Below are 15,468 nucleotides of genomic sequence, written 5' to 3'. Positions count from 1 at the left end.
GGGAGACTCAGACCTGTCGGGAGACGGGCGAGGCCGGGATCCAGCAGGTGACGCGGTTGCGATAGGCGACGAATTCGGCGCCGAACCGCTGCTCGAGGTCGGCCTCCTCGAGCGGACGGACGAGGGTGTTCCACAGCAGCGAGCCGACGAGCGAGTATGCCACGACCATCCATGATCCCAGCAGCATCCCGACGGCGACTCCCTGCGCGATCCCGGCGACGGCCATGGGGTTGCGCACGTACCGGTAGGGGCCGGTGATGACCAGCCGTCGAGCCATCTGCGACGGCAGCGGCGTCCCCTCGCCGTCGACCGACATCGACACCGCCGACCACACCCCGAGCGCTGTCGCCACGACGAGCAGTACGCCGCCCGCGATGTGCACCGCAGGGGGAGCGTCGATGCGCAGGCCCCACCGTGCTTCGACCACTGCCGCGATGAGGGGGACGACGATGAGGAAGGTCCCCCAGAACGCCAGAGTCTGCTGACCGGTGCGTGCCAGCAGTCCACGGGTGCCGACGCGGTCGGCGGGGCGGAATGCGAAGGGACCGGTCACGATCCATTCGACCGGTGCGCGCCCGCACAGGACGACGATCGCCGCGGCGACGCTGGCACCGGCGGCGATCGCCATGAGCAGGGCGCCCCAGCCGGCGAGTGTGGTCGCCGTCGCATAGACGGCCATCCCGAGGGCGACGAGCGCCGTCCACGGCGTGACCACCCACAGGGCCCCGCGCACGCCGGCTGCGGCCAGTGCCGAGCCGCCGACGAAGAGCGGGATGTCGAACGCCGCGATGACCGGGGCGGGGAGGCCGCCGAGCGTGGCGTCGCGCACCTCTGCGGACAAGGCGACGGCCACCCACCACATCGCACCGCACAGCGCCTGGACGGCAAAGTACACCCGTGCCGTGATCGGAGTGATGCGGATCCCAGCGATGACGGGCATGCCCGCCAGTCTATGAGCGTGCGGCTCAGGACTCCTCGTGGGTCGCCGGGTCGGCATCGAACAGGCGGCCGTCCGCGCGTCCGAGAGCGGTGATCGCGGCGACCTCGTCGGCGGTGAGCGATACCGCGCCCGCCTCGAGGTTCGCCTGCTGGTGGGCGAGCGACGAGGCCTTAGGGATCGCCACCGTCTCGCGTGCCACATGCCAGGCGAGCACTGTCTGCGCGGGGGAGATCCCGTGCGCCGCGGCGACCTCGCCGATGACCCGCTCCTGCAGGAGGTCCTTCGCGCGTCCCAAAGGACTCCAGGCCTCGGTGAGGATCCCGTGCTGGCGGTGGTACGCCAGCTGCTCGTCCTGAGGGAAGTACGGGTGCACCTCGATCTGATTGACGACCGGCCGCACGCCGGTCTCTTGCTCGATGCGCTCGAGGTGCTCCGGCAGGAAGTTCGACACGCCGATCTGTCGCACCGTCCCTCGCTGCTGGGCCTCGACCAGTGCCTCCCACGCCTGCAGGTATTCGTCCTGTCGGGGGTTGGGCCAATGGATGAGGTGCAGATCGATGGCGTCGACGCCCAGTCGCGAGCGACTCTCCTCGATGCTGGTGCGTGCCTTCTCGCGGCGGTGGTGTCTGCCGGGGAGCTTCGTCGTCACGATGAGCTCCGACGCCTCGAGGCCGGATGCGCGGACACCGCGGCCGACAGACCCTTCGTTCTCGTAGTTGAAGGCCGAGTCGATCAGGCGGTACCCCGCGCCGATCGCGCCGGCGACGGCCTCCGCTCCGGCGTCGCCGTCGAGGGCGTAGGTGCCGAGACCGAGGGCGGGGAGGGCGAAGCCGTTGTGTGCGGTGAAGTGCGCGAGTGCCGTCATGCCGCCAGCGTACGCTGGAGCGATGACCCCGGCGGAGAGCATGGCGCGTGAAGCCCGCATCCCCGATGATGCCGCCCGATGCCCCTGCGGATCGGGCGACGTGTTCGGCGGATGCTGTGGGCCCCTGCTCCGCGGTGCCGCCGCCCCCACGGCGGAGCGGCTGATGCGTTCGCGGTACACGGCGTTCGCGCTGCACGACGCCGAGTATCTCCGAGCCAGCTGGCATCCGTCGACGAGGCCGGCGGAGCTGGATCTCGATCCCGCCCTCGTCTGGCGTCGTCTGCTGATCGTCGATCATGTCGCGGGTGGACCCTTCGACCGCGAGGGGGTCGTCGAGTTCGAGGCGTTCTGGCGAGAGGGCGACGAGCGCGGGTCGTTGCGGGAGCGCAGCCGTTTCGTCCGCGACGACGGACGCTGGCTGTACCTCGACGGTCGGATCGGGTGATGAGCCGCTCCGTCAGCGACTAGATTTGAGAGTGTGAACGCGAGCCCCGAACACCAGCGCATCCTTCTCGACGTCGCCGATCTCGACCGGCGCATCGCGCAGGCGGAGCGCGCGCGGACCAAGCCCTCCCAGGCCGCTCGGATCGCCGAGCTCGTCGCGATCCGCCAGGAGCAGCTGCGTGAGCTGACCGCGCTGACCGGCACCCGCGACGATGTGCGCACGGAGCTCACCCGTCTGGAGTCCGATGTGAAGCTCGTCGAGCAGCGCCGTGCTCGCGATGCCGACCGTCTCGCCACATCGACCAACCCCAAGGACGCGCAGGCGCTCGAGCACGAGATCGCCAGCCTCACCCGGCGCCAGAGCGACCTCGAGGACATCGAGCTCGATGTCATGGGCCGTGTCGAGGATGCGGATGCCGCGGTCGCCGCGCAGCAGGCGCTGCTCGCCACGACCACGGCGGAGGGCACGGCGCTCACCGCGCAGGCGAAGGCCGACGTGCAGGCGGCGACGGATCTCGCCGCCCAGTTGGCGCGTGACCGCGACGCCGTGACGGCGGCGGTGCCCGCTCCGCTCCTCGCGGAGTACACCCGCAGGGCCTCGAACAGTGCGGGGGCCGCGCTGCTCATCCGCGGCACCTGCGAGGGATGCCGCATCCTGCTCCCCGGCACCGATCTGAACGACATCCGCAATGCGCCGGACGACCTCGTCGTGTCGTGCCCCGAGTGCGGCTGCATCCTGGTGCGCACCGAGGAGACCGGGCTGTGAGCATCGCGCCGCGCGCACGTCGACGGTGAGCTCGCGGCAGCCGATCGAACGCCGGATCGCCCTGGTCGCGCTCGGCTCCGACGGTGGGGCGACCCGCTACGCCGCGATGGAACTCGACGCCGACGACGCCGAAACCGGCCGCACCGTCCTGACCGGTGCGGAGATGCCCGACTGGGTCGCGCGGCAGGAGCGCGACGCCCGACCTCGATGGGTGATCCGCAGCGCGCGCGAGATCTACCCGATCCTCCTGGCGGCCGGCGTGCAGATCGGCCGTTCGCACGATCTGCTGCTGTGCCATGCGATCCTCCGCGACACGGACACGGTGGCCCGGCCCCTGGCGCCGTCTCCGGCCTGGCTGCGCCGAGACCCCGTCGATGAGGCGCCGGCCCTGTTCGACCTCGCCGACGGCGGCGATGTCGACGATCCCGTGGCGGATCTGCTGGATCAATACCGGGAGCAGCGTCGCGTCCTGCGCGCGGGAAAGGACGGGAGGCTGACGCTGCTGGCCTCCGCCGAATCGGCCGGCGGGTTGATCGCCGAGGAGATGCGCGTCGCCGGTCTGCCGTGGAACGAGGCCGCGCATAACGAGATCCTCACCGAGGTCCTCGGCGCACGCCCGGCCGGTGGCGGGCTCCCGAGCCGCATGGTCGCGCAGGGGGAGCGCATCCGCTCGATCCTCGGCGACGCGACTCTGAACCTCGAGAGCCAGCCGAAGCTGCTCAGGGCGCTGCACCGGGTGGGAGTGCAGGTCGAGTCCACCGGACGGTGGGAGCTCGCGCAGCACGACCACGCCGTCGTCGAGCCGCTGCTCGCCTACAAGAAGCTCTCGCGTCTGCTGAGCGCCAACGGATGGGCGTGGCTGGCCGAGTGGGTGCACGAGGGGCGATTCCGTCCGATCTACATCACCGGCGGCGTCGTCACGGGCCGCTGGGCGTCGGCCGGCGGGGGAGCGCTCCAGCTGCCCAGAAACCTGCGTGCGGCGGTCCGGGCGGACGAGGGATGGACGCTGGTCGTCGCGGATGTCGCGCAGCTCGAGCCCCGGATGCTGGCCGCGATGGCCGGCGATCGGGCGATGGCCCGAGCTGCACAGGGGAAGGACCTCTACGCCGGCGTCGTCGATTCGGGGGCGGTGGCGACGCGAGAAGAGGCGAAGTACGCCGTGCTCGGTGCGATGTACGGCGCCACGACGGGGGACAGCGGGCGGTTGGTGCCGCGACTGCGCAAGGTGTATCCGCGGGCAATGGCGCACGTCGACAAGGCCGCGCGGATCGGCGAGGACGGGGGAGTCGTCTCGACCTGGCTCGGACGGTCGTCCCCGCGCCCCTCGACCGAGTGGGAGGGCATGCAGGCGCGAGCGACGGATGCCGATGCCGACCCGACCGATGTCGCCCTGGCGCGTCGCCGTGCGAGGGATTGGGGCAGGTTCACGCGCAACTTCGTCGTTCAGGGCACGGCCGCCGAGTGGTCGCTGATCTGGCTGGCGGAGATCAGACACCGACTGCTGAGGCTCCCCGAGGCGCAGCGGCATGCACCGGCATCCGGGGTCTTCGGGTCGCGCGCGCATCTCGCGTTCTTCCTGCACGACGAAGTGATCCTCCATGTTCCGCAGGAGCAGGCGGAGGCGGCCGCCGACGCGGTGCGGGAGGCCGCCGACGTCGCCACCCGACGGATGTTCGGAGGGTTCCCGATCGAGGTGCCGCTCGACCTGCGCATCGCGGAGTCGGCGGAGAAGTAGCGCGGCCTGGTCGTAGACTGGAGCTGCGAATGGGTCGACTGGACGGCCGCGTGGCGGGTAACCGCACCGAGGAACGTCCGGGCTCCTCAGGGCAGGACGGTGGGTAACGCCCACCCGGAGCAATCCGCGAGAAAGTGCCACAGAGAGCAGACCGCCCCGCAAGGGGTAAGGGTGAAAGGGTGGTGTAAGAGACCACCGGGGGCCATGGTGACATGGCCCGCCAGGTAAACCTCGTCCGGAGCAAGGTCAGACAGAGGATGTTGACGCGGCTCGCCGAGTCCTCGGGTAGACCGCTAGAGTGCCACGGCAACGTGTCGCCGAGAGAGATGGCCGTCGAAGGGGCGAAGAACCCCGGAACAGAACCCGGCGTACAGGTCGGCCCATTCGCATCATCCGGCCGGATTCGACAGCGGAGTGACGGATCCTCTGCGCGTCCGAAGATCCGAGACGACATTCCGGAGGTCCGAGGAGACTTCCCTCGGAATGCGATCCGGCCCGGACACTGGGGGGTCCGGGCCGGATCTCTGTAAACGATGTGTCCGACGACGGTCTGGGGAACCGTGCGCTGTGCGATGTCGGAAGGATCGTTCCCGCACCCGAATGGGGGATCGGGTTGCTTACTGGGAACGTTACTAGGTTATCTACCTAAAAGGAAGTCAGAAAAAATACGGCACCCGATGCGAACCGGTCGCGACGATGACGCCTGGGCTCCTGCCCGGGGTGCGGATCAGTCGCCGGCGAGCGACGCCGCGCCGATGATGCCCGAGTTGTTGCGGTGGATCGCCGGGACGATCGGGGTCTTGAGATCGAGCAGCGGCAGGAAGTCCCCGGCGTTCTTCGAGACGCCGCCGCCGACCACGAACAGGTCGGGGCTGAAGAGGAATTCGATGTGCGAGTAGAAGGCCTGCAGACGCTCGGCCCACTCCGACCAGCTGAGCCCCTCGCGCTCCCGCGCCGACGTCGCGGCGAAGGTCTCGACCGACTCGTACTCGCGGAAGTTCAGGTGTCCGAGCTCGGTGTTGGGGAGCAGCACGCCGTCGTTCAGGAACGCGGAGCCGATGCCGGTGCCGAGCGTGGTCAGCAGGGTGAAGCCGCGCACGTCACGGGCAGCACCGTGACGTGCCTCTGCGACGCCCGCGGCATCCGCATCGTTCACGAAGACGATGTTGCGGCCGAGTCCGTCGCGGAAGAACTTCTCGGCGTCGAAGTCGATCCATTCCTTCGACACGTTGGCGGCGGAGAGCGTCTTGCCGCGCTTCACGATCGCGGGGAACGCCACGCCCAGCGGGAGCGACGCGTCCTTCACGTCGAGAGTCTTCAGCACGGTCTGCACCGCCTGGAGCACATCCTGCGGAGATGCGCCTGCGGGGGTGGGGACCCTCACCCGGTCCGATGCCATGGTGCCGTGCTCGAGGTCGACCAGACCCGCCTTGATTCCCGTGCCGCCGATGTCGACGCCGATCGCTTTTGCCATGGTCGATAGCTTAGCGACCGCCGCCAGCGCCAGTAGGATCGATGACACACGTATGAAGGGGAACGGCCATGTCGAACGGCGATGAGAAGTACTGGTACAACCTGGAGACCCGTCAGGTCGAGTTCGGCATGATCTCGGCGTCCGCCGACCGTGTCGGTCCCTTCGACACCGAGGCCGAGGCCGCGCACGCGCCCGAGAAGCTGCAGGAGCGCTCCCGCGCCTGGGCCGACGAGGAGGCCGCCGAGAACGGCTGGGACTCCGGTACCGGCACGGGCGCCGAGTGACGATGGACAAGCAGAGGGATTTCGTCCTCCGGACGATCGAAGAGCGCGGCGTCAAGTTCGTGCGACTGTGGTTCACCGATGTGATCGGAACGCTGAAGTCGGTCGCGATCGCTCCGGCCGAGGTCGAAGGCGCATTCGCCGAGGGGATCGGCTTCGACGGCTCGGCCATCGAGGGGCTGACTCGCAGCTACGAGTCGGACCTGCTCGCCCAGCCCGACCCGACCACCTTCCAGACGCTGCCGTGGCGCGGCGAGATCGACCCCACGGCGCGCATGTTCTGCGACATCACGACGCCCGACGGACGCCCCGCCGTCTCCGACCCGCGGCACGTGCTCAAGCGCACGCTCGCGAAGGCCGCCGACGCCGGATTCACCTTCTACACGCATCCCGAGATCGAGTTCTACCTGCTCAAGTCGTCGTCGTTCGGCCCTGAGGGTCCCGTCCCGGTCGACTCGGCCGGATACTTCGACAACGTCCCCGGCGGCACCGCACACGACTTCCGTCGGCGGTCTGTGCGCATGCTCGAAGACCTCGGCATCTCGGTCGAGTTCAGCCACCACGAGGGCGGGCCCGGGCAGAACGAGATCGATCTGCGGTACGCGGATGCTCTGACGATGGCCGACAACGTGATGACGTTCCGCACGGTCATCAAAGAGGTCGCGATCGAGCAGGGCGTGTACGCCACGTTCATGCCCAAGCCGTTGAGCGGCCACCCCGGAAGCGGCATGCACACGCACATGTCGCTGTTCGAGGGCGAGCGCAACGCCTTCTACGAGGAGGGCGCGAAGTACCAGCTGTCGAAGACCGGTCGGCACTTCATCGCCGGCCTCCTGCGCCACGCCAACGAGATGGCGGCCGTGACCAACCAGTTCGTCAACTCGTACAAGCGTCTGTGGGGCGGTGACGAAGCGCCCAGCTTCGTCACGTGGGGCCACAACAACCGTTCGGCTCTCGTGCGCGTGCCGATGTACAAGCCGAACAAGGGTGGATCGTCTCGCGTGGAGTACCGCGCGCTCGACTCGGCGGCGAACCCGTACCTCGCGTACGCGCTCATGCTCGCGGCGGGTCTCAAGGGCATCGAGGAGGAGTACGAGCTCCCTCCCGAGGCCGAGGACAACGTCTGGTCCCTCAGCGATGCGGAACGACGCGCTCTGGGCTATGCGGCGTTGCCTGCGAGCCTCGACCACGCGCTCGAGTACATGGAGAGCTCCGAGCTCGTCGCCGAGACCCTGGGCGAGTCCGTGTTCAACTATGTACTCCTCAACAAGCGCAAGGAGTGGGAGGCCTACCGCGGCCAGGTGACCCCGCTGGAGCTGAAGAACAACCTCGAGCTGCTCTGAGCGTCGCGCATGGCCCGTTCGGACGACTCCGTCTCCCTGTCCGCGCTGGCACGGCTCGGCTTCGCCGAGCTCAGTGAGGCGGCGGCCAATCTCGCGGAGCTCGCCGAGCTGCTCGGTCTGGAGAGATCGATGCTGCTCGGCGAGGCCGACGGGGCGGATCCCGACTCCGCGGTGGAGGGGATGCTCCGCGTCGCGCGTCGCGATCCGTCGGCCATCGCCGGGCTGTTCGCCGATCCGCGGGCACGGCGACGCCTCTGGCGTGTCTTCGGTGCCTCGCAGGGGTTCGCCGACTTCTTCCTGCGGCATCCCGGCGAGATCGCGGTGCTGGGCGAGGCAGCGGCGGAACTCCCGACGGCCCAGCAGCTGCGCGAGCGGATGCTGGACGCCGTCGGCGCGGTCGACGGATTCGCCGCGTCCGGCGATGACGACGCCGTGGTCACCCTGCGCGTCGCCTACCGCCGCAATCTCGCGGCGATCGCGGCGATCGACCTCACCGTGCACAACCCGGTGCGCATCGTGGGTGATGTCAGCGCCTCCCTCGCCGACATCGCGGGCGCGGCACTCGAGGCGTCGTTGGCGATCGCCCGGCGCCGTCTCGCCGACTCGCTGACCCCCGAGCAGGTCGCCGCCACGCAGCTCGCGATCATCGGCATGGGCAAGGCCGGTGCCAGAGAGCTCAACTACGTCAGCGATGTCGACGTGATCTTCGTCGGCGGCACCGCCGACGAAGAGGTGGTGTCGGAGGCCCGGGCGATCGACATCGCGACGCGGCTCGCGCGCGAGACGATGCGCGGTCTCAGCGGCATCGAGGTCGAACCGCCGCTGTGGGAGGTCGATGCGGCGCTGCGGCCGGAGGGCAAGCAGGGCGCGCTCGTGCGGTCGCTGGCCTCGCACCTGGCGTACTACGACCGCTGGGCGAAGAGCTGGGAGTTCCAGGCGCTGTTGAAGGCGCGTCCGTTGGCGGGCGATCCTGAGCTCGGCGAGGCGTACGTCGCCGGCGTGCAGCCGAAGATCTTCTCCAGCGCGGCGAGGGAGAACTTCGTCGACAGCGTGCAGCGCATGCGCGAGCGCGTGATGGAGCACATCGACCCCGAGGACGCGCCGTATCAGCTGAAGCTGGGCGCGGGAGGTCTTCGCGACATCGAGTTCACGGTGCAGCTGCTGCAGCTGGTGCACGGCCTCACCGACCCGCGGCTGCGCACGAGGGGGACGCTGGAGTCCCTCGACGCACTGGTCGAGGGGGGCTACATCGGACGCGCCGAGGCGGCGTCGTTCGCCGACGACTACTGCATCCTCCGACTGATGGAGCACCGCCTGCAGCTGCGGGAGCTGAGCCGTACCCACCTGATGCCGCGCACCCCCGCAGGGTTGCGGGTGCTCGCGCGCAGCACGGGACTGGGGGAGTCGGGCGAGGCGATCTGGGCACGATGGGAGGGCGTTCGCCGCGAGGTCCGCGACATCCACACCCGCCTGTTCTACCGACCGCTGCTGAGCGCCGTCGCCTCGCTCCCCGAGGAGGAGCGCACGCTGTCGACCGCACAGGCGCACGACAGGCTGATGGCGATCGGCTTCCGTGACCCCGCGGGCGCGCTCCGACACATCGGCGCCCTGACCACCGGCCTCAGCCGCAAGGCGACGATCCAGCGACACCTCATGCCGGTGATGGTGCGCTGGTTCGCCGACGGCAGCGACCCCGACTACGCCCTGATCGCATTCCGCCGGATCAGCGAGCGACTGGGCGACACTCCCTGGTTCCTTCGGATGCTGCGCGACTCCTCCGGTGCGGCCGAGAGTCTCACGCGCCTCCTGTCGTCGTCGCGGTACGTGGGCGAGCTCATGGAGTGGATCCCCGAATCCGTCGCGTGGCTCGACAGCAGCGACCTCCTGCGACCGCGCAGCGGAGCGGCGATCGATGAGGAGGCGCGCGCCATCCAGACGCGCCACCGAGACATCGGCGACGCGCTGCAGGCGGTTCGGGCGCTGCGACGTCGGGAGCTTCTGCGCACCGCGATGGGCGGGGTGCTCGACGTGCTCTCGATCGAGCAGGTCGCGACATCGCTCACCGAGATCACGGATGCCACGATCCAGGCAGCTCTGCGTGCGGTGCGCCGGGAGTTCGTGACCGCGGACGACGAGTCGCTCGATTTCGCCGTCATCGGCATGGGGAGATTCGGTGGCGCGGAGCTCGGATTCGGTTCGGACGCCGACATCCTCTACGTGTACGACGCCAACGGGATCGACCCGCAGCGGGCCCAGGCGCTGGCGACGAGGATCGTCTCGGGCCTGCGCGAGCATCTGACGGATCACCGGGTGCCGCTCGATCTCGACGCCGATCTGCGCCCGGAGGGACGCAACGGTCCCGTGGTGCGCTCGATCGACGCATACGCCGAGTACTACCGCCGGTGGTCGCTCTCCTGGGAGGCGCAGGCACTGCTGCGTGCGCGCGGTGTGGCCGGCAGCGTGACGCTGATCGAGAAGTTCACGGCCCTCGCGGACAGCATCCGCTACCCCGCGCAGATCGATCTGCAGGGCACTCGCGAGATCAAGCGCATCAAGGCCAGGGTGGAGGGGGAGCGGCTGCCGCAGGGTGTGGATCCCCGGCGTCATCTCAAGCTCGGGCCCGGCACCCTGAGCGACGTCGAATGGCTCGTGCAGCTGCTGCAGCTGCAGCATGCGCACGACGTGCCCGAGCTGCGCACGACGTCGACGCTCGGAGCGCTGGACGCCGCCGTGACCGCGGGGCTCGTACCTGCGGAGTCGGCCGATCTGCTGCGCGAGGCGTGGCTGCTGTCGAGCCGCCTCCGCTCCGCCATCACGCTCTTCACGGGCAAGACCAGCGACGTGCTGCCGACCGGACCGAGGGAGCTCGATGCGATCGGCCGTCTGCTGGGCTACCCCGACCGTTCGGCGAGCGTGCTCGACGACGATTATCTCGGCGTGACGCGGCGGGCCAGAAGGGCGTTCGAGCAGCTGTTCTACGGCTAGCCTGATCCCATGACGATCTCGAAGCTCGGTGTGGTGTGGAATCCTTCTAAGCCCGGCGGCGACAAGCTGCAGGCGGCGGTGGCCGAGGTGTTCGGAGACGAGGCCGCCGGGATCACGGTGAAGTGGTGGGAGACGACTCCCGATGACCCGGGACGCGGTATGGCGGCGGAGGCGGCGAGCGAAGGCTGCGACGTGGTGATCGCCGCCGGAGGCGACGGCACGGTGCGCGCGGTCGCCGAAGGGCTGGCGGGCACGGGCGTCGCCCTGGGCATCGTGCCCCGCGGCACCGGCAATCTGCTGGCACGCAATCTCGATGTGCCCCTCAACGACATCTCCGCCGCGCTGCGCCGCGTTCTCGACAGCGAGCCGCGCAAGATCGATATGGGATGGGTGGAGCTCGACGGCGCGGAGCATGCGTTCGTCGTGATGGTCGGTTTCGGCATCGACGCGCAGATGCTCGTCGAGACGGACGACGACCTCAAGAGCCGGGCGGGCTGGTTGGCCTACGTCGAGGCGATGGGTCGCGCAGTCGCCGGCACAGAGATGATCGACATCCAGTTGACGCTCGACGACGCCGAGCCGGAGGGGCTGCGTGGGCACACCATGCTCATCGGCAACTGCGGCATGGTCCAGGGCGGCATCCGCCTGCTGCCCGACGCCCTGATCGATGATGGTCAGCTCGACATGCTGCTGGTGAGCGCCGACGGTCCACTGCAGTGGCTCGACACCGTGCGCTCCCTGGTGTGGGAGAACGGCGTGCGCCGGTTGTTCGGCGCCGTAGACCAGGCGGTCAGCACCGACTCGACCACGCATGTCGCGGCGGAGCGGATCGCGGTGACCCTCTCGTCGCCTCAGGCGTTCGAGATCGACGGGGAAGAGGTCGGCGAGGTCTCGTCGTTCTCCGTGCGGGTCGACCCCGGCGCGCTCACCGTTCGCTGAGCGTTCCCGGAGGCACGACCTTCTGGTCCTGCGTGGGGAAGACGACCTTCTGCACGATGATGATCACGCTCGCGGCCACGGGGATGGCGACGAGAGCGCCGAGGATGCCGCCGAGCGCTCCGCCCGCGACGGCGGCGATCACCACGAGGGCTCCGGGCACGGCGACGGCCTTGTTCATGATGCGCGGCGAGAGGATGTACGCCTCGACCTGCATGTAGACCAGGTAGTAGCCGATCGCGATCAGCGCGGTCACCGGGCTCTCGATGAGGCACACCAGCGAGATGATGATCGAGGCGCTCAGCGTACCCACGAGCGGGATCATCGATCCGATGAAGGCGACGAGAGCGAGCAGGGCAGGGACCGGGGCCCCGATGATGCTCAGCATGATCAGGCTCAGCACACCGTTGATCAGCGCGAGGCTGGCCTGCCCCATCACGTAGCGCCCCACGGCGCCGGAGACGTCTTCGAGCAGCCCGTGGAAGGTGTCGCGCTGGTAGGCGGGAACGAAGCGCGTGGCGACGCGCTTGATGCTCCGCAATGACGCCATGAAGTACAGCGTCAGGATCAGCACGATGGTGACCCCGGTGAATCCGCCCGCGATGCCGGCGCCGACGGCGAAGACTCCGCCGCCGATGTCGGCGAGGTTGCCCGGATCCTGCAGGAACGAGAGGATGCCGTTCGCCGCGTCCTCGAAGGTCGAACCGAACCGGCTGTTGAGATCCTTGAACCAGGCGGCTGTCTGGATGTCCTTGACCATCTGGGGGCCGTTGTCGATCAGGTTGGTGATCTGATCGACGACGATGGGGACGATCGCCAGGATGATCCCGGCGAATGCCAGTACCACCACCGAGACGACGATGGCGACCGCTGCGGGGCGGGGCAGCTTCCGCTCGATGAACGCGACGATCGGATCGAGGCCGAGAGCCAGGAAAATGGCGACGCCGATGTAGACGAGCACGGTGGCCAGCTGATTGACGATCCCGCCGAGCATCAGGGCGACGAGCACACCCAGCGCACCGAGCAGTCCGTACATGAACGGATTGATGCGGGCGATCGCGGCGGCCGCGGTCTTCGGCTGCGCAGGGGGAGTCTCGGAGGTGAAGACCCTCTTCGGCTCCGATTTGTCGTGCTTGCGGCGCATGGCGGCCCCCATCATGATCGAACAGACCACTCAGTTGACCAGTCGCCCGGGGCGAAAGCAAGCGCGACACGGCCGCGTGACACGCGGGTCGGCAGGGAGCGGGTCAGCGGCTCCTGCGCCGCGCGCGGATGTTGAGCCATTGGGAGAGGGCGAGCAGCGCCATCGCCACGACCGTGAACCAGACGGTCGGTCCCACGACGCCCGTGGCGATCAGGATGACGCACGTCAGCGCGAAGAGCACGGCGAAGACCATCAGGCCGTAGCTGATGCGGGTGCGGCGATCCGTGTCACTCATCCGACCACCCTGCCAGGTGCGCATCTCGATGTCGACCGGTGAGCGATCCATCACCGTGGCAGGGTCCATGCTCCGAGTCGACGGCGCGGTCGCACGGGGGGTGCACTGAACCCTCGACATATGTCGAGCAGCCGTCTCCTCCGCACCTTCTAGCGTGCGATCAGGGCGCCCATCAGACGGCGCGAGATCGAGGGGATCCTATGTCGACAGAGCCCGTTCCCGTCGGTCACGCGCATCCGCAGACCGACTCGTTCAGCGCGATCGGGAACGTCTTCTACTTCGTCGCCGATCTCGATGCCGCGGTCGAGTGGTACGCGGCGCGGCTGCACCGCCGGCCCACGATTCGAGGGGGAGCGCTGGTCGCATTCGAGCTGGGTGGTTCGCGTCTGACGCTGCACGCCGCGGACGAGGTGAACTCGCCGGGGCCGTCCGGGACGGTGCCGTACTGGACCGTACCCGACGTCGACGCGATCGTCGCGGACTGGACCGCCCATGGGGCACGGACTCATCGTGGACCGAAGACGGTCTTCACCGGCGAGCGGCTGTGTCAGCTTCTGGATCCGTTCGGCAATCTCTTCGCCGTTCGAGAGGAACCGTCAGACAGGGTGGACGAGCACCGATGACCGCCGCAGCCGATGCCACCGAATCCCGCCCCGTCTCCGCGTGGGCGCCCCTGGCCATTCCCGCGTTCCGGGTGCTGTGGTTCGCACAGCTGGGGAGCAACATCGGCACCTGGATGCAGACCGTCGGCGCGCAGTGGTTCCTCGTCGATGCGGCCGCCGGAGCGACTCTCATCGCCCTCGTGCAGACAGCGAGCCTCGCCCCGGCCGTGCTGTTCTCGCTGCCGGCGGGGGTGCTGGCCGATTCGCTCGACCGCCGAAAGCTGCTGATCTGGGGATCGGCGGCGAGCGCGCTGATCGCCGCCGCACTCACGGTCATCGCGTTCTTCGGTGCTCTCACACCGTGGACGATTCTCGGCTTCACCTTTCTGCTCGGGATCACCTCGACACTGACGTCACCGGCGTGGCAGGCGATCCAGCCCGAACTCGTTCCCCGTCCGCTCATCGGTGCGTCCTCGGCGCTCGGCGGAGTCACGGTGAACGGCGCCCGCGCAGTCGGACCCGCTCTGGCCGGCGTGGTCCTGTCGCTGTTCGGCGCACCGGTGGTCTTCGGCATCAACGCGCTCAGCTTCGTCGCCGCAGTCGCTGCGCTGTGGTGGTGGAGGCGTCCACCGCAGCTCGGCCTCGATGACCGCGAGCCTTTCGGGGCCGCGCTCCGAGCGGGAGTCCGGTACGTCGCATCCGCCCACCTGGTGCGTCGTATCCTGCTGAGGTCAGCCCTGTTCGCCCTTCCCGCCAGCGCTCTGTGGGCATTGCTTCCCATCACCGCCACACGGCTTGGCCTCACCTCGAGCGGATACGGGTTTCTTCTCGGCGCGGTCGGCGCCGGTGCCGTGCTGGGCATCTTCGTCCTGCCCGTCGCCAGAAAGCGATTCTCGGACAACGTGGTGATCGGGGTGAGCGCGCTGCTGTTCGCGGTCGGCACGCTCGCGGCGGCGTTCCTGCCCTTCGTCCCGATGCTGCCGCTGCTCGTTCTCGCCGGCGTCGCCTGGATCGGGACCCTCACGGTGCTCAATGCCGCACTGCAGCTGACCCTTCCCCAGTGGGTGCGATCGCGCGGGGCATCGATCTACATCCTCGTCTTCATGGGGGCGATGGCAGTGGGATCCTTCGGGTGGGGCGCTCTGGCCGGCGCGCTCAGCACGGCGACATCCCTGGCGGCGGCCGCGGCGCTGCTCGTCATCGTCGCCGTGAGCGTCGCGTGGCTGCCACTTCTGCCGGGCACCGGCACCGTCGACCGCACAGTCTCGATGTCATGGCCCACGCCCACGCTCGTTCTCGACCCGCAGTCGACCGACGGTCCTGTGCTGGTGCAGATCACCTACACCGTGGATCCCGGCCGCGTCGATGCGTTCCGCGAGGCCATGCGGCTGGTCGAGGCCTCCCGGCGCCGCACCGGCGGGTATCGGTGGAACCTTCTGCGCAGCGGGGAGGAACAGGATGTGCTGCTCGAGTCGTTCATGGTCCCGTCCTGGGGCGAATACCGGCGTCAGCAGACGCAGAGACTGACCGGCCGCGATCGTGAGATCCAGGCCGATGCCCGAGCGCACATCCAGGGCGAGCCCCGCGAACGGCACTACTTCCCCGAGTCCCCGCCGTCTCAGGGCGTCGCCACGCGCTGAGACGGAACCACCGCACCA

At 69.1% G+C, this 15,468-nt stretch carries 14 protein-coding genes and 1 other RNA gene; 10 read left to right on the top strand and 5 right to left on the bottom strand.

Annotated features, from left to right (window positions below):
• Positions 1–7: 7 nt before the first annotated feature.
• A complete protein-coding gene (locus ABTZ43_RS07050) occupies positions 8–940 on the bottom strand; it encodes a methyltransferase family protein (protein WP_350538317.1) in 933 nt (310 codons plus the stop codon).
• Between the two features lie 25 nt (positions 941–965).
• Positions 966–1,805: an aldo/keto reductase gene (locus ABTZ43_RS07045; protein ID WP_350538316.1), complete on the bottom strand. Its 840-nt coding sequence runs from the start codon at positions 1,803–1,805 to the stop codon at positions 966–968.
• A 22-nt stretch (positions 1,806–1,827) separates the two neighbouring features.
• Between ABTZ43_RS07045 and ABTZ43_RS07040 the strand changes: the two genes are divergently transcribed.
• The 4 genes from ABTZ43_RS07040 to rnpB all read left to right on the top strand — a co-directional run bounded on the left by ABTZ43_RS07040 (position 1,828) and on the right by rnpB (position 5,137).
• Positions 1,828–2,250, top strand: coding sequence for a YchJ family protein (locus ABTZ43_RS07040; protein ID WP_350538315.1), 423 nt, complete (start codon positions 1,828–1,830; stop codon positions 2,248–2,250).
• Between the two features lie 33 nt (positions 2,251–2,283).
• Complete coding sequence (locus tag ABTZ43_RS07035) at positions 2,284–3,015, top strand: zinc ribbon domain-containing protein (protein WP_350538313.1); 732 nt, start codon at positions 2,284–2,286, stop codon at positions 3,013–3,015.
• A 106-nt stretch (positions 3,016–3,121) separates the two neighbouring features.
• Positions 3,122–4,750 (top strand): bifunctional 3'-5' exonuclease/DNA polymerase, encoded by a 1,629-nt coding sequence (locus ABTZ43_RS07030; RefSeq protein ID WP_502885343.1) that lies wholly within the window; start codon positions 3,122–3,124, stop codon positions 4,748–4,750.
• A 30-nt stretch (positions 4,751–4,780) separates the two neighbouring features.
• Positions 4,781–5,137, top strand: an RNA gene (gene rnpB, locus ABTZ43_RS07025) — RNase P RNA component class A.
• 340 nt (positions 5,138–5,477) lie between these two features.
• Here the strand turns inward: rnpB and ppgK are convergent.
• Positions 5,478–6,224 carry a polyphosphate--glucose phosphotransferase gene (gene ppgK / locus ABTZ43_RS07020; RefSeq protein ID WP_045253019.1) on the bottom strand — a complete coding sequence of 249 codons (747 nt, stop codon included), beginning with the start codon at positions 6,222–6,224 and terminating at the stop codon, positions 5,478–5,480.
• A 68-nt stretch (positions 6,225–6,292) separates the two neighbouring features.
• On the opposite strand from ppgK, the gene ABTZ43_RS07015 reads away from it, so the two are divergent.
• The 4 genes from ABTZ43_RS07015 to ABTZ43_RS07000 are packed head-to-tail and all read left to right on the top strand — an operon-like array spanning position 6,293 to position 11,772.
• A complete protein-coding gene (locus tag ABTZ43_RS07015; protein WP_056417869.1) occupies positions 6,293–6,508 on the top strand; it encodes a hypothetical protein in 216 nt (71 codons plus the stop codon).
• Positions 6,509–6,510: 2 nt separating this feature from the next.
• On the top strand, positions 6,511–7,848 hold the full coding sequence (glnA, locus tag ABTZ43_RS07010; RefSeq protein ID WP_045253017.1) for a type I glutamate--ammonia ligase: 1,338 nt from the start codon (positions 6,511–6,513) through the stop codon (positions 7,846–7,848).
• Positions 7,849–7,857: 9 nt separating this feature from the next.
• Positions 7,858–10,833, top strand: coding sequence for a bifunctional [glutamine synthetase] adenylyltransferase/[glutamine synthetase]-adenylyl-L-tyrosine phosphorylase (locus tag ABTZ43_RS07005; protein WP_350538311.1), 2,976 nt, complete (start codon positions 7,858–7,860; stop codon positions 10,831–10,833).
• A 9-nt stretch (positions 10,834–10,842) separates the two neighbouring features.
• Complete coding sequence (locus tag ABTZ43_RS07000) at positions 10,843–11,772, top strand: diacylglycerol/lipid kinase family protein (RefSeq protein ID WP_350538310.1); 930 nt, start codon at positions 10,843–10,845, stop codon at positions 11,770–11,772.
• On the opposite strand, the gene ABTZ43_RS06995 is transcribed toward ABTZ43_RS07000, so the two are convergent.
• Positions 11,759–12,913, bottom strand: a complete 1,155-nt coding sequence (locus ABTZ43_RS06995) for an AI-2E family transporter (RefSeq protein ID WP_350538309.1) — start codon at positions 12,911–12,913, stop codon at positions 11,759–11,761. The genes ABTZ43_RS07000 and ABTZ43_RS06995 overlap by 14 nt on opposite strands.
• Positions 12,914–13,016: 103 nt before the next feature.
• Entirely contained in the window at positions 13,017–13,277 is a 261-nt protein-coding gene (locus ABTZ43_RS06990) for a hypothetical protein (RefSeq protein WP_149422962.1), read from the bottom strand.
• Between the two features lie 131 nt (positions 13,278–13,408).
• Here ABTZ43_RS06990 and ABTZ43_RS06985 point away from each other — a divergent pair, with 131 nt between their 5' ends.
• Positions 13,409–13,831 carry a VOC family protein gene (locus tag ABTZ43_RS06985; RefSeq protein ID WP_350538308.1) on the top strand — a complete coding sequence of 141 codons (423 nt, stop codon included), beginning with the start codon at positions 13,409–13,411 and terminating at the stop codon, positions 13,829–13,831.
• Positions 13,828–15,450 carry an MFS transporter gene (locus ABTZ43_RS06980; RefSeq protein ID WP_350538307.1) on the top strand — a complete coding sequence of 541 codons (1,623 nt, stop codon included), beginning with the start codon at positions 13,828–13,830 and terminating at the stop codon, positions 15,448–15,450. The genes ABTZ43_RS06985 and ABTZ43_RS06980 overlap by 4 nt, the downstream gene beginning before the upstream one ends.
• Positions 15,451–15,468: the final 18 nt, after the last annotated feature.

The sequence above is a fragment of the Microbacterium sp. NPDC097977 genome (assembly GCF_040302605.1).
Classification (GTDB): Bacteria; Actinomycetota; Actinomycetes; order Actinomycetales; family Microbacteriaceae; genus Microbacterium.
The sequence above is the reverse complement of the archived record's forward strand: the minus strand, read 5'-3'. Positions and strand labels throughout refer to the sequence as shown.